Source organism: Aliivibrio thorii, assembly GCF_057368585.1.
Map to the genome: position 1 here is coordinate 598484 of NZ_CM170654.1, position 14577 is coordinate 613060.

Sequence of the window (14577 nt, forward strand, 5' to 3'; positions counted from 1 at the left end):
TTCTAAAATATGATTTTTCCTTTATACCATTCTGGATAAGTAGTTGTTCAGATTATTGCATAGGAAAAATCGATTAGAGCAAGGTATAAATTACAGTAACTAGTGGGTCTAATTACACCTAATTTTTGCAATAGAAAGGTATAACGCAGATATAATCGTTTTTAACAAGCAAGAATGCTCAAATACTTATGTAGATTGGTATTAGAGGTTAAACATATTCACTTATTTGAGGTTCCGTTTTTATGTTGTCAGAGTGGCAAAATCACAAGGCGCAATTGCGTAGCTATGTGTATAAACGAGTGGATGATGCAAGTGCGGTAGATGACATACTTCAAGATGTGTATATAAAAGCCAGCAGCAATTTGCACCAATTAAAATCTCAAGGTAGCTTGAAAGGGTGGTTATATAAAATTGCCTATAACACCATCATGGATTTTTATCGTGATAAGTTGCCGTATGATGAGTTACCGGAAGATTTAGTCGCAGAAGATGAAGATACGGTAGAGGAAGCTCGAAAAGAGATGGCTGAATGTATCCGTCCACTAATTGATGAGCTTCCAGAAAAATACAGTATTCCTTTACGTTTAGCTGAACTAGAAGGCGTTCCTCAACAAGAGATTGCTGATAAGTTAGGGTTATCCTTGTCTGGGGCAAAAAGTCGAATTCAACGTGGGCGAGTAAAGTTTCGTGAAAATCTTATGACCTGTTGTGATTTTGAACTCAATGATGGGGGCATTGTAACGGGTTACTCGCCTAAAAAGGGAAGCTGTTCCTCAGGTCAAAAGTAACCTCATTTCCTATTTAAAATAGACGGTAAATAGAAACATTATTTTCCGTTTATCTACTTTTATTTCTTTTTCTTTTTCATTTTATTTAAATTTTTTTGCGTCTTTTTCTCTATTTGTGCGTCTTCAAGTTGTTAAAAATATTTTTATGAAGAACAAAAATGAAAAATACAGATGTGAAATACCTAGAATCTAATGTGCTTTCTTTTTTAAATAACGACAATGCCATAAGTACATTGCATGACATTCGACGTGGAATTGAAAGAGAATTGATCCGTACTACGTCTGAAGGCCGTATTTCAAACTTATCTCATCCAGAAGTGTTGGGTTCTGCGTTAACGCACCCTTACATAACGACTGATTTTGCAGAAGCACAATTAGAGTTAGTTACCCCTGCAATGACAGAAAGAAAAGCGACGTTTGATTCGTTGGCTTCTTTACATCATTTTGTTGCGACTCATTTGCCTGAAGATGAAATCATGTGGGGGGCAAGTATGCCACCTGAACTGCTAAATGATGATGAGATTAAGATTGCCTCGTATGGGTCATCGAACGCTGGGCTGCATAAGGTGCGTTACCGTGAAGGCTTAGCCAATCGTTATGGAAAAAGAATGCAGTTAATTTCGGGCATTCATTATAACTTTTCATTACCCGATTCATTCTGGGTAACGTTACACGCGCACCTTGGAAGTGAATTATCATTAAACGATTTTATTTCAGAGCGTTATTTTCACTTGATCCGTAATGTTCTACGTAACGGGTGGGTTATTCCTTATTTATTTGGCGCATCGCCAGCGGTAGATAAAAGCTATTTAGCTGATCAAGAACACCCTTTAGCTACTTTTGATGAAGATACCTATTATTTGCCATGGGCGACTTCGCTACGTTTAAGCAATATGGGGTATAGCAGTAATGAGCAGTCTCTTTATCCAACGAGCTTTAATAGTAAACAAGAATACTTAACTGATTTATGTCATGCATTAACAACACCAAGCGCACGTTATGTTCACCTAAATGCTGAACAGCAGTTAAATGGGTCAGTCCTACAACTAGAAAATGAATTGTATGGTTCTATAAGACCTAAAATCGTTAATGATCAATTACGCCCTTTATATGCGATGTGTCATCACGGTATCCAATACATTGAATTACGCAGTTTGGATAATAATCCACTATTACCATTAGGGATCAGTGAAGAACAAAGTCATTTTCTTGATGTATTTCTTACCTACAACGCTTTAGCACCAAGCCCAGAATTAACCGATGATGAGCGAGTGTTAATTGCCCGACGCCAAGAATCAGTAGCAATAGAAGGGCGAAAAGAAGGGTTGTTATTACCAACGCTACAAGGTGATATTGAGCTTAAAGATCTTGGTTCTGAATTACTTGATGCAATGATACCTGTTGCGACATGGCTAGATAATGCGTTTTCCACAGAAGAGCATAAACAAGGTATTAAACGTGAACATACTAAGTTTTTAGATAGTAATTTAACGCCATCAGCACAACTGCTAGCAATGATGAAAGAGGAAAAACTCTCATATAAACGAGCAACACAGAGACTCTCAATAGTGCATTTTAAACAGCATCAAAACACTAAGATTAATGAAGAGGAAATGGCTAGGTTAACTCGTTTAGTGACGGAGTCTTTAGTTAAACAGCAACAGATGGAGACACAACAAGACATGAGTTTTGATGAGTTTATTCAAGAAAAAAATCATTTACAGTGCGACTGTGAAATAGAAGAGGCGGTAGCGTAATTTAATGAATATTTTGTGGAAATTGCGCGGTTACATCAAGATATTTTCTCGCCAATACATTATTGCCATTATCGCATTGCAAGTGGTGGCCTTATTAAGCTTGGTGCCTTCTTGGTTAATTGGGCGCATTATCGATAGCATCAGTGCCAACGAATTAACCATGTCATATTTGTTGATTCATATTGGTGGTATTGCTCTCTCTGCAATTGCAATGTATGGCTTACGCTATGTGTGGCAAAGTCAATTGTATGGGGCTTCTATTGCTATTGCGAAAGTGCTGCGTCGAGACTTATTTAAAAAGTTTTCAAGGTTGTCACCGTCATTTTATTCTCGTCGAAGTACGGGTGATTTAATGGCTCATGCCACGAATGATTTGAATGCGGTTGAAGAGGCAACAGGAATGGGGGTTATGACCTTAGTCGATTCCTTTATCGCCGGTTTGACTGTTATTTTTGGCATGATATTCATTGTGAGTGGTGAGCTTACTGCTGTTGCACTATTACCGTTTCCGTTATTGGTTTATATCACTAAACATTATGGTACTAATCTGCATAAAACATTTGGTCGCGCGCAAGCAAGTTTCGCTCATTTAAATGAAGAAGCGCGTGAAACTGTTTCTGGTATTCGTGCCGTTCGCTCTCATGGTATTGGGCAGCGTCAAGAGCAACGCTTTGGTAAAACATTGGATGAAACATTAGAAGCAAATTTAGCAGTTGCGAAAGTGGATGCCGCATTTGCACCAACTATCCAGTTAATTTACGGCTTATCATTTGTTATTTCATTGGCTTATGGTGCGTGGTTAATAAGCCACGATCAGATCTCAGTGGGTTTGTTTACTACGTTTACGTTATACCTTGGGCAATTATTAGGACCATTTCTACAATTTGGTTGGCAGTTTAATGTTTTCCAACGTGGCAGTACGTCGTGGAAACGCTTAGAGGCACTTTTTTCAGAAAAAGAAGAAGTGGCAGAAGGTACCGTTACATTACCAACTGATGCGAAAGCAACGCTGAATATTAATATCGCTTCATTTTCTTACCAGAACTCGAATCGCCGAGCATTAGAACACATTAATATGACGGTAGCTGAAGGTGGCTTTGTTGGTATAACCGGACCAACCGGCAGTGGAAAGAGTACCTTATTACAATTGATCCTAAGGCAGTTCGAGTTACAAAGCTCATCAAATATAAGTATTGATGGTCATTCTGTTGAATCATTAACGTTTCATTCATTACGCAGCAAGATGGCGTGGGTTCCACAAAAGCCATTTCTTTTTTCAGGCTCTATTGCTGAAAATATCGCACTGGCTAAACCGGAGGCAACAGAAGAGCAAATTAAACATGTTGCAGAGATGGCGGGAATTAAAAGTGAAATTGATGCCATGCCTGATGGGTTTAATACTGAATTGCGAGAAGGAGGAAGTAATCTTTCTGGTGGGCAACGTCAGCGATTAACACTGGCAAGAGCTTTACTATCTGATGCGGATATTCTGTTGTTGGATGATCCATTCAGTGCGTTAGACATTAAAACAGAAGTAATTGTCCGTCGAAATCTAAAAGCAAATTACAGCCATAAAACCATGTTATTAGTGACTCAACGTTTACCTAATTTAATCGAAGCAGATCGGATCTTTGTATTAAATGAAGGGCAAATTGAAGAGCAAGGGTCACATCATGATCTGTTGGCTAATCAAGGTTGGTATTCAATGGTTTACCAACGACAAAGTCAGCTAAATACCGTTATTGAAGATATCCCAAGTGAGAATATTCAAGGGGCAAAATCAGAGGGGGGATCTCATGCGTGAAGACAATGCACAACAGCCTAGTGATGTTTTTTTATTTAAGCGGTTATTAGCCTATTCTTTACCTCATAAAGCACGTTTTATTGTCGCCTTTATGATGCTAACGGTAGCGATAAGTGCTGAAATGGCGATTCCATGGCTAGCAAAGATTATCCTTGATGAGGTAATCGTACCGCAACAGTTTGAGTGGCCACACCTGATTGGTCTTGTTAGCTTGGTGATGTTGTTTTATGTGATATCGGCGTTATTTACGTACTTGCAAGCCGTATCATTTCGTCATAGTGCCTTGTTGGTGATTAATGATGTGAGAAAACAGCTGTTTAATCATGTGTTGAATTTCTCGATCAGTACTTTTGATAAATTATCTGCCGGTAAATTGGTTTCTTATATTACCAATGATACAGAATCCATGCGTGATATGTTTGTTTCAACGATACCGACGATCATTCAAGGCAGTTTACGCATCATTGCGATATTTATTGCGATAGCGATCTTGGATTGGCGCTTGATGCTATTAAGTTTGGTATTGATCCCGATATTACTGACAACAATGCATTTGTATCGAAAAATCTCAATGCCAGTGTTTAATGGCATTCGAGAGCAGATCAGCAATATCAATGGACGCATTAATGAATCGCTACAAGGAATGGCGCTGATCCAAGCGTTTAATCAAGAAAAAGCATTTAAAGAAAAATTTGAGCAAGAAAACCAACGCTGGTTTGAGTTTAGAACCAAATCAATCGCAATAGATAGCTTCATGCTGATCCCATTAACCCGTTTAGTGTCGAATCTAACGGCAGCAGGAATTGTGGCGTGGTTTGCTTATGGATCATTAACTACCGCAGTTGAAGTGGGTACGTTATACGCATTTTTGAACTACATCGAACGTTTCTTTGACCCGTTCCGTCAGCTTTCAATGGAGCTACGTAAATTACAGGTGGCAACGGTTGCATCAAAACGTGTATTTGAATTATTGGATGAGCAATCAGAACAGAACCGCTATCCACAAGAACATGTTGAAATCTCAGCGCCGCATGACATTGAGTTTCGTCATGTTGATTTAAGTTATGACGAAGGTAATTTGGTCTTATCTGATGTGAATTTTGTGGCTAAAGGAGGGCAGTTTACAGCGATAGTTGGTCATACTGGCAGTGGCAAAAGCTCGGTGATTAATTTGCTGATGCGATTCTATCAACAGCAACAAGGCTCTATTTTAATTGGAGGTCAGCCGATTGAATCTTTACCTGAAGTCCAATTACGTAAATTATTTGGTCTGGTTTCTCAAGATCCAACGATTTTTAGTGGTTCAATAAAAGAAAATATCGATTTATCTCATGATAGGCCAAACGAAGAAAAAGTGATGCTAGCGGCGCAACAAGTTAACGCTGATCACTTTATTAAACGTCTTACCGATGGCTATGATTATCATCCTGGTCACGGTGGAGGTTCGTTTTCTGTAGGAGAGCGACAACTGTTAGCTCTGGCTCGTGCCTTATCACATAACCCAAGCATTTTTCTTTTAGATGAGGCAACGGCTAACATTGATAGTGAGACGGAAGAGACAGTAAAAGCGGCATTAGAAAATATTCGAGATGGGAAAACGGTCATTATGGTCGCGCATCGATTATCAACCATTAAAAATGCCGACCAAATATTAGTAATGAACAAAGGAAAAGTGGTTCAAAGTGGCACTCATGATGAACTTATTGTGCAAGCGGGTGATTATAGAGAGTTATATTTAACGCAAAAAGCACAAGAAGAAGATGAACATCAGAACAGCACGCTGGGTTTAGCTAGCATTACCGCTGCTTGAATTATTTAATTTAAGAGTAATTAAAATGAATACAGAAAAAAAACCGTTTGTTTCTCAACAAATTATTGAAGACGCTTGTGAGTGGGCGATTATGCACGGTGTGGCTTTTCGACAAGCAGATAATACAGCACGACACTGTCCATTTAGTATCGCCCCAATGAGTATTGAGCGCGAAGTGTATAATCATTTATTAACAGTGACCCCATTGATAACTAAGCTTATTCATAATGTCTCTGAAGATCATGATTTCCTGCAAACATCATTAAGTAATATGGCAAAAGCCGATCCTTTCTTTGGTTTATTAATGTCACGACATCAACAATTGCATGGTGATGCAGGTAATAAACTAGTTGCCGAGCGTAAGCCATTATTATTGATGCGAACTGATTTTATGGATGACCGTCAGCACGGCGCAAAAGTCATTGAATTTAATGGCATCGCAGCAGGGATGGGGCCGTTTGGGCAGCGAGCAGCTGAGTTCCACTCTTTTATGAAACATCAATGGCCTGATACTTATAATCAATGGATTGAAGACAGCTCAGCGGTACCTGCGGATAATCATGGTTTGGAGCAATTGGCCTATGGTGTTGCAACTACTGCGAGAGCGATTAAAACGGATTTTTCAGACCAAGGTAAACCTACGTTTTTAATGGTGGTTCAGAAGAATGAAGATAACGTTTATGACCAACATTTACTTGAAGTTGAGTTGCAAAAACAAGGAATACGCACAGTAAGACGTACCTTTGAGCAGTTAAGTACTCAGCTTTCTAGTGGTGAAAGTAAGCGATTGTTACTTGAGAACGTAGGGGCCATTGATGTTGTTTATTTACGTGCGGGTTATCAATATGAAGATTATTTCGCACCGGAATTAAATGAGAAAGTCTGTTGTCAGACGCTAAGCCAAACACGATTGCTTATTGAACAGCATCATGTCGCAGTTAACGCAACAATTAGCCAGCAATTAGCGACCAGTAAATCAATGCAAATGTTATTAACCATGATGCCAGAAACTGAATATGCTCGCTGGGGACTAACATTAGAAGAGGCTCAATTAGTTAAAAGTGTGCTGGCAGAGATGAAGCCGATTAATACGCAAACGATAGATTGGTTTACGACAGAAGCAGACCAAAATCAATGGGTATTAAAAAACCAAGGAGAAGGTGGTGGTCATTGTATTTTTGGTCAGGATATCGCAGAAAAATTAAATCAGTTAGCACCAGAAGAGTACGATGCATGGGCGTTAATGCAACGCTTGTATCCCCATGAGAGAGATACTCCTACCATTGCAGTGCGTGATGGTGAGCAAACGCTAGTGAACGATTTGGTCAGTGAAATTGGCTTATTTACGGCGTATTACAATGATAAGCCAGTAACAGAGCTAGATGGCTATGCGGGATATTTAATTCGCAGTAAACCTGCCAGTGAAAACGAGGGTGGAATTCACAGTGGTAAGGGAATTTTAGATTCACTGGTTTTAATTGATTAATACAACCTATATCTAATATAGAGCCCAATATTATTTTTATATTGGGCTTTTTTATGTTTTTTAATAAATAATTCAAGTTTATAAAATTGATCTTGGATAATAAATAGAACGTTAGTTATTTAACATTATAAAAACATCTACCTGCCGAGAGTTATTTATCATTATGAAAAATAAGGCTATTTAGTGTTGTGAGATTACATTATCGATTAAAGCGATGATTATCATGGTATTTCTTCCTTGGAAAGAGGGATTTTTTCTCTCTATCGTGTGCAGACATTCATGCAGCAGGAGAAAGTTATGAAAAAATTAGGATTGATTATAGGTTTAGGAGCTATTGCTTATTTTGGCTCGGTGTATGTAGTAGATTCGTCAGACCGGACATTAAGTGACACTAAATTAGCGCAATCAAACAGTAAAAATGATCCTGTATCTTCTGCTGCTTTTAAAGTATTAACTGAAAATGGTTGTAGTTATTGCCATACAGATAATAGCGAAATGCCTTTTTATGCCAATTTTCCTATCGCGAAACAAATTATGCAAAAAGACGTTGAAAGTGGATTACGTCATTTTCAGTTTGATGATGTTTTATCTAGTTTTTCTAAAGGTAATGAAATATCCGATGTTGCTTTAGCTAAAATTAGCGGCGTATTAAATGATTCATCCATGCCTCCTAAAGCGTATTTATCAATGCATTGGCGTTCAAGTTTATCTGATGATGAAAAGCAGACTTTACGTACGTGGATTAAACAAGAGCAAGAAAATAAACAGTCATTAGCAAGCGAAGCATTTAAATATGAAGCGATTCAGCCCATTAATGACGCTATAAAAGTTGATAATGATAAAGTGGCTTTAGGTGAAGTGCTTTATCATGATACCCGCTTGTCGGGTGATAACACTGTTGCGTGTTCAAGTTGTCACTCCTTATCAACAGGTGGGGTTGATAGGTTAACAACATCTACAGGCATTAATGGGGCTAAAGGTCCCATTAATGCACCAACAGTATTTAACTCTTCTTATAATATTCACCAGTTCTGGGATGGTCGAGCAAGTGACTTACAAGAACAAGCAGGAGGCCCTCCTATGAATCCAATTGAAATGGGATCGACTTCATGGGAGCAAATCACTCAAAAGTTAGGCTTGATGAGGGAGTTAAAGCTGCTTTTGCTAAAATCTACCCTGATGGTATCACGGGGGACAATATAACTGATGCGATTGCTGAGTTTGAGAAAACTCTAATTACACCAAACAGTCGTTTTGATCAGTTCTTAAAAGGTGACGATTTAGCATTGAATGCACAAGAAAAAAATGGCTATGAGCTATTTAAGCAAAATAAATGCTCGACGTGTCATGCTGGTCAAGCGATGGGCGGGCAGACATTTGAAGTCATGGGATTAAAAGCAGATTACTTTACTCAGAGGGGGAATGTATCTGAGGTGGATAATGGTCGGTTTAATGTGACAAATAAAGCCTATGATATGAATCGTTTTAAGGTCCCAACGTTACGAAATATTGCACTTACTGCGCCTTATTTCCATGACGGCAGTGTTAATTCATTGGATGAGGCGGTTGCTGTAATGGCTGAATACCAAGTCGGGGTCACATTGAGTTATAGTGAGATCGCGGATATTAGTGCTTACTTGAAGACATTAACTGGTGATTATAAAGGTCAAATGTTGAATTAATTTTAGGATTAATAAGTGACAAAAAGAAAAGCCCAATATTAAGATTATTGGGCTTTTTACATGGTTAATGTAGGTATTGATTTAGTAAAAAACTATGCTTTTGATGCTGCGAGTTCTTGCAGTTGTTCAATCGTCGTTTCAGCAACGAGTACGCCATCAATGAAGTAACTTACTTGGTTATCATTTTTTAAACCAAGAAGCGTTGCTTTATCTCCGTTTGAGTACGTAATATCCATTTGAATCGTATTTTCATCGATTTGTTGAAATTCACCTGTTTCATAAGTTCTTTGCAGGGTGATAGGGGCTACAGGTGCTGTTTTTAATGAGTCATCTAAATCGTCATTAATATTTAGCATGGTTTCGGTTTTACTATCAAAGATGTGTGGAGAGCCATTAATTGGGTTTTTCCCCGTCCAGAATTCAAGCGAGTTAAAAACGATATAATCGGCGGCGGTTGTAATTGCATAAACGGGTGATAATAAAAAGTTCACTCCCGCTCGAGCGTATCGGTTATCTACGACTTCAACGTTGAATTGCATTAGTTTCCCAGTCACTGCCATACTACCAACACATCCTGATAAACTGACGGCTACAGCGGTCATTGCCACAACTTTTACAAATGTTTTTTTCATGTTCCCTCACTTACCGTTAAGTACTTTGCTAGAACTATTAACATAGTAGTTAATTCTTTAATGAGTAGAGAAGGGCGCTAATATTTAATCATTTATTTTTTATTATGTGCGGAAGTGCAAAAAAGTAATACCAAACACAGTAAGTAAGTGATCAGACATAGCGCAGGAAAAATGCTTGAGAACAAGACGGTACTTTCGATAAATAGCCTCGATAAGTAGGTATTCTACAATCAAAAATTTCAACGCAGTTATCGAGCATTTTAACCAGTTAGGATGAACAGTGATTTACTACGATTGGTATAATGAATAAGAATTGTGTTTTTAAGAATCATGTGTGAGTAATTGGCCAGATAGTCTCTTTTAAATAAAGGCTATATGTACAGACACAAAAAAGCCCAACCTCTTTCGAAGCTGGGCTTTTCCAAACGTTTGGTGGAGCTGGGGGGATTTGAACCCCCGTCCGAAAACCGTTCACCGTTGGCGCTACATGTTTAGTCGATCTTTAATTTCACCGTAAAACTGCGAACCGACACGCTATCTTATGGCTAACCTGAATTATAATTCGAACTTCATCTCTCAGGTGGGAGAATCCATTCTAGTTCGTTTGGGTTTGATCCCCTGTTATTCCCCGTCTTACAAACGGAAGCTAGGGCAGGAGAGCTCTGAGCAGGTTATTAAGCTGCTAGTGCGTAGTTTTCGTCGTTTGCGACTATTTTTTTGCGGCTTTTTACGTGGCCAACCGCCCCACGACATGCTCCTCGGGTTTCAAAATTCCCGTCGAATCCTGAATCAGCCCCAAAGTTTTGTTACCAGATGATACTAACAGAAAAACAGCGTCTGTCTAGTTAGTATCAATCTAACTGGTTGAAATTAACGCAAACTACTCTTCATAATTCGTGCTTTATCTCGATTCCAGTCTTTTTCTTTTGAATCTGTACGTTTATCGTGCAGTTTTTTACCTTTAGCTACGCCAACTTTGATTTTCGCCCAAGAGCGAACCCAGTACATTGTTGTTGCTACTAACGTCATACCTTCACGGTTTACACGACCAATAAGGTTATCAATTTCTTTGCGGCTCATTAGTAATTTACGAATACGAGTTGGATTCGCTACAACATGAGTCGATGCCGCTTGTAGTGGAGTGATGTTCATACCACTAATAAAAATTTCACCATCACGGACATAAACGTAACTTTCCGCGATATTAACTTTACCAGAACGAAGAGATTTAACTTCCCAGCCTTGGAGTTCAACCCCAGCTTCGATTTCATCTTCAATGAAATATTCGTGGCGAGCTTGCTTGTTCATAGCAATGGTATTACTGCCCGCTTTATCTTTAGATTTTTTCTTTGCCATAATGCCCACATTATACGTTATTAGTTGAGAGTTGGGGAAGTAGTTTGGCTCTTAACATCAAGATGGTATGATGCTTACCTCTATAATGTAAAGGATAATTTATGCCACAGGTTAGCCGATCTGCATTAGTGCCGTTTAGCGCAAAGCAGATGTACGATTTAGTCAATGATGTTGCTTCATACCCTAGATTTTTACCAGGGTGCTCTGGCTCAAAGATTATCGAGCAAACAGAAGGGGCAATGGTTGCATCTGTTGATGTAGCTAAAGCTGGGATAAAGAAAACATTTACGACAAAGAATACGCTGGTTGATTCTCAAGTTATTGGTATGAATTTAGTCGATGGCCCTTTCAAATCTCTTACTGGTGGTTGGCACTTTATTGCGTTGGATGAAACGGCGTGTAAAGTAGAATTGAAGCTTGAGTTTGAATTTTCTAATGCTTTAGTTGCAATGGCGTTTGGTAAAGTATTTCAAGAACTAACCAATAATATGGTGAATTCATTTACTCAAAGAGCGAAGCAGGTTTATGTCAGTAATTAATGAGATGATTCACGTGGAAGTAGTGTACGCACTACCAACTGAGCAAGTGGTTTTTAAGCTTGCTGTAAAAGCGGAACAAACCGTAGAAGAGATCATTAGGCAATCTGGTGTATTAGAGCGTTATTCTGATATTGACCTCAAAGTGAATAAGGTAGGAGTGTTCAGTCGAAATATAAAACTGGATGCGACGATTAGAGATAAAGATCGTATTGAAATTTATCGTCCTTTATTGGCTGATCCAAAAGAAATTCGTCGAAAACGAGCAGAGCAAGCGAAAAAAGAAGCAAGAAAGAAATAGTTTAAATGGCTTTTTAAAGTGAATAAAAAACCGGAGTTCGTTTAGGTACTCCGGTTTTTTGTATTTTACACGAATCTTTAAAAAGAAAATTAAATCTTTTCGTAGAAATTATCACTCATAGGAAATACACCGTCGAGACTGGTTAAATTTCCATTGTCATCAAAATGAACAATAAGATCTTTTTGAACTGAATCTTCATGGCCATGAGTAAATAGATAAATATAGTACCAAGTATTTGGGTAGCCTGATTCAACAAGCATTGGAGAACCCATAACAAACTGTACCTGCTGTTTTGTCATTCCAAATCGCAGTTTATCGACGGCTTCCTGTTCGACGTAGTTACCTTGGGCAATATCGATTCGATACACCAATGGTTCTAATAGCGAGCAACCACCCAGAAGCCCAACAGCAAGGGGTAGAGCAATGATCCATTTTTTGAATTGCATAGTTCGTACAGCTTAGCCTTTAAAATAATGATTAGATGATAAACAAGCTGACCTAATAAGTAAAAAGGTTAAGCGTGTTCTGGTGTGTTTTGACACTAAATTTTGAATCTAGTTGCATTCTATGGTGGGTTTTAAAGGTAAATGGAGACAAAAAAGCCAATATCATGAGTTCAATATTGGCTTTTTGAGGTTATATCAGTAGTAAATTGTTGTGATTAAGCGGCATTTAGTAACTCTTTTGCATTTGCTAATGTGTGGTCTGTAATTTGTGTACCACCTAGTAAACGAGCTAGCTCTTCGATGCGCTCTTCTGTGCTTAATGCTCGCATTTGAGTTTCTGTTTTACCTGAGTTAGTGTGCTTAGCAACAAATAATTGGTTATGTCCGCAACCTGCAACCTGAGGCAGGTGGGTAACACAAAGTACTTGGGTTGATTCACCAAGAGTTCGTAGCATTTTGCCAACGACTGCGGCGGTTGGCCCACTAATACCCACATCAACTTCATCAAAAATCAAACTTGGCGTATCGACTTTTTGAGCGGTGATTACTTGAATTGCTAATGAGATACGAGATAACTCACCACCAGAGGCTACTTTTGCGATAGGGTGCAAAGGTTGACCTGGGTTTGTTGAAACTTTAAAGCATAAGGTATCTATACCAAGCGGTGATATTTTAGTGACACCATCGCTTTCTATTTGGATATCAAATACCGCTTTTTCCATGCTTAACGTTTGCATACTTTCGGTGATTTTGTTGTTTAATTCTTTTGCATAACGTTGACGGCTCTTCGTGAGCTTATGGGCTGCTTCTAAAAAGTGCAGTTTTAGCTCTTCGACTTCTTGCTCTCGTTGCTCACGTTTTTCATCTGAGCAATCAAGACGATCGTATTCTGCTAATAATTGTTGATGGTGTTCATACAGTTCTTCAGCAAGTACGTGATGTTTTTTAGCCATAGACATTACTCGGCTAAAACGCTCTTCAACAAATGCTATTTGCTCAGGATCGACATCGATACAATCTAAATAATTTTTTAACTCATGAGTAGCTTCTTCAACTTGAATCATTGCTTCATTAAGCATTTCTGATAATGGCGCTAGTTGAGGGTCTAATTGACCAAGTTGCTGGATATGATTGTTCGCATATTGCAGCAATTGAAGTGCATTTACTTCATCATTTTCATATAGAACAGATACTGCTTGTTGGCAGTAATCAACTAATTCACCAGAATTAGAAAGGCGTTTATGATCTTCTTCTAGCTGTACGAATTCTTCTTCGCCTAAAGCTAATTCGTTTAATTCTTTTATTTGATATTCAATTAATTGCTTTTGAGCTTCATTTTGTTGACTATTTTTAATGAACTGCTTAAGAGAGTTATCCGCTTGGCGCCATGCTTGATAGCGGCTACGAGTTTTATTTAGTAAAGAAACATGCCCCGCATACTGATCTAACATATTCAGTTGATAGTCAGGCTTCATTAATTCATGGTGAGCATGCTGTCCGTGAATATTGATCAGTAGATGACCTAGTGTTTTTAGTTGTGCAGCAGGAACAGGGCTACCATTGATAAAGCCGCGAGAACGGCCTTCTTTGGTGATTACGCGGCGTAAAATACACTCATTACCATCATAGAGCTCATTGTCTTCTAACCATCGTTTAGCATTCAGGTTATTTTCTAATGTGAAGAGTACGGTGATCTCTGCTTTTTCTTCTCCTTGGCGAACCATAGAAGCTTCGGCGCGATCGCCTAAACATAAGCCAAGCGCATCAATGGCAATAGATTTACCTGCACCAGTCTCACCAGTAATAGTGGTCATGCCTTTGGTTAAATCAAGCTCTAATGATTTTACAATTGCGAAATGAGTAATTTTGATATGTGCCAACATAAGCCATTCTCTGTGAAATTTAAACACTAAAAACACTGTATAAAGAAACAGTATATACTGTTTCTTTATACAGTAAAGTTTAAATTAACTTTTTGT

Annotated in this window: 11 protein-coding genes, 1 other RNA gene and 1 pseudogene; 8 read left to right on the forward strand and 5 right to left on the reverse strand. The window is 38.5% G+C overall.

Annotated features, from left to right (window positions below):
• The first annotated feature begins 242 nt into the window (after positions 1–242).
• From sigZ to AC2IP4_RS02655, 6 genes and pseudogenes are all read left to right on the forward strand, one after another.
• Entirely contained in the window at positions 243–788 is a 546-nt protein-coding gene (gene sigZ, locus AC2IP4_RS02630) for an RNA polymerase sigma factor SigZ (RefSeq protein ID WP_486310528.1), read from the forward strand.
• A gap of 158 nt (positions 789–946) precedes the next feature.
• Positions 947–2545 (forward strand): glutamate--cysteine ligase, encoded by a 1599-nt coding sequence (gshA, locus tag AC2IP4_RS02635; RefSeq protein WP_486310529.1) that lies wholly within the window; start codon positions 947–949, stop codon positions 2543–2545.
• Between the two features lie 4 nt (positions 2546–2549).
• Positions 2550–4349, forward strand: coding sequence for an ABC transporter ATP-binding protein (locus AC2IP4_RS02640; protein WP_375321119.1), 1800 nt, complete (start codon positions 2550–2552; stop codon positions 4347–4349).
• On the forward strand, positions 4342–6159 hold the full coding sequence (locus AC2IP4_RS02645) for an ABC transporter ATP-binding protein (protein WP_486310530.1): 1818 nt from the start codon (positions 4342–4344) through the stop codon (positions 6157–6159). The genes AC2IP4_RS02640 and AC2IP4_RS02645 overlap by 8 nt, the downstream gene beginning before the upstream one ends.
• A 25-nt stretch (positions 6160–6184) precedes the next feature.
• Entirely contained in the window at positions 6185–7645 is a 1461-nt protein-coding gene (locus AC2IP4_RS02650; protein ID WP_486306715.1) for a glutathione synthase, read from the forward strand.
• 297 nt (positions 7646–7942) lie between these two features.
• A pseudogene (locus AC2IP4_RS02655) lies at positions 7943–9327 on the forward strand (cytochrome-c peroxidase).
• Positions 9328–9419: 92 nt separating this feature from the next.
• Here AC2IP4_RS02655 and AC2IP4_RS02660 read toward each other — a convergent pair.
• From AC2IP4_RS02660 to smpB, 3 genes are all read right to left on the reverse strand, one after another.
• Entirely contained in the window at positions 9420–9959 is a 540-nt protein-coding gene (locus tag AC2IP4_RS02660) for a DUF3332 domain-containing protein (protein WP_105055360.1), read from the reverse strand.
• A 430-nt stretch (positions 9960–10389) separates the two neighbouring features.
• Positions 10390–10756: a transfer-messenger RNA gene (gene ssrA / locus AC2IP4_RS02665) on the reverse strand.
• Between the two features lie 73 nt (positions 10757–10829).
• Positions 10830–11315, reverse strand: a complete 486-nt coding sequence (smpB, locus tag AC2IP4_RS02670) for an SsrA-binding protein SmpB (protein WP_060991708.1) — start codon at positions 11313–11315, stop codon at positions 10830–10832.
• Between the two features lie 101 nt (positions 11316–11416).
• Here smpB and AC2IP4_RS02675 point away from each other — a divergent pair, with 101 nt between their 5' ends.
• Together AC2IP4_RS02675 and AC2IP4_RS02680 are read left to right on the forward strand one after the other, a co-directional pair.
• Positions 11417–11854 (forward strand): SRPBCC family protein, encoded by a 438-nt coding sequence (locus AC2IP4_RS02675; RefSeq protein WP_375321115.1) that lies wholly within the window; start codon positions 11417–11419, stop codon positions 11852–11854.
• On the forward strand, positions 11841–12152 hold the full coding sequence (locus tag AC2IP4_RS02680) for an RnfH family protein (RefSeq protein WP_105055338.1): 312 nt from the start codon (positions 11841–11843) through the stop codon (positions 12150–12152). Before AC2IP4_RS02675 ends, AC2IP4_RS02680 begins: the two co-directional genes overlap by 14 nt.
• 89 nt (positions 12153–12241) lie before the next feature.
• Here the strand turns inward: AC2IP4_RS02680 and bamE are convergent, their stop codons facing one another.
• Together bamE and recN are read right to left on the reverse strand one after the other, a co-directional pair.
• Positions 12242–12598 (reverse strand): outer membrane protein assembly factor BamE, encoded by a 357-nt coding sequence (bamE, locus tag AC2IP4_RS02685; protein ID WP_105055337.1) that lies wholly within the window; start codon positions 12596–12598, stop codon positions 12242–12244.
• A gap of 215 nt (positions 12599–12813) precedes the next feature.
• Positions 12814–14481, reverse strand: coding sequence for a DNA repair protein RecN (gene recN, locus AC2IP4_RS02690; protein ID WP_375321114.1), 1668 nt, complete (start codon positions 14479–14481; stop codon positions 12814–12816).
• Between the last annotated feature and the right edge of the window lie 96 nt (positions 14482–14577).

Coding starts and splice junctions, on each gene's coding strand:
- AC2IP4_RS02650 (WP_486306715.1), top strand. CDS start 6,185: ATGAATACAGAAAAAAAACCGTTTGTTTCTCAACAAATTATTGAAGAC.
- AC2IP4_RS02660 (WP_105055360.1), bottom strand. CDS start 9,959: ATGAAAAAAACATTTGTAAAAGTTGTGGCAATGACCGCTGTAGCCGTC.
- AC2IP4_RS02675 (WP_375321115.1), top strand. CDS start 11,417: ATGCCACAGGTTAGCCGATCTGCATTAGTGCCGTTTAGCGCAAAGCAG.
- AC2IP4_RS02680 (WP_105055338.1), top strand. CDS start 11,841: ATGTCAGTAATTAATGAGATGATTCACGTGGAAGTAGTGTACGCACTA.
- sigZ (WP_486310528.1), top strand. CDS start 243: ATGTTGTCAGAGTGGCAAAATCACAAGGCGCAATTGCGTAGCTATGTG.
- AC2IP4_RS02645 (WP_486310530.1), top strand. CDS start 4,342: ATGCGTGAAGACAATGCACAACAGCCTAGTGATGTTTTTTTATTTAAG.
- AC2IP4_RS02640 (WP_375321119.1), top strand. CDS start 2,550: ATGAATATTTTGTGGAAATTGCGCGGTTACATCAAGATATTTTCTCGC.
- smpB (WP_060991708.1), bottom strand. CDS start 11,315: ATGGCAAAGAAAAAATCTAAAGATAAAGCGGGCAGTAATACCATTGCT.
- gshA (WP_486310529.1), top strand. CDS start 947: ATGAAAAATACAGATGTGAAATACCTAGAATCTAATGTGCTTTCTTTT.
- recN (WP_375321114.1), bottom strand. CDS start 14,481: ATGTTGGCACATATCAAAATTACTCATTTCGCAATTGTAAAATCATTA.
- bamE (WP_105055337.1), bottom strand. CDS start 12,598: ATGCAATTCAAAAAATGGATCATTGCTCTACCCCTTGCTGTTGGGCTT.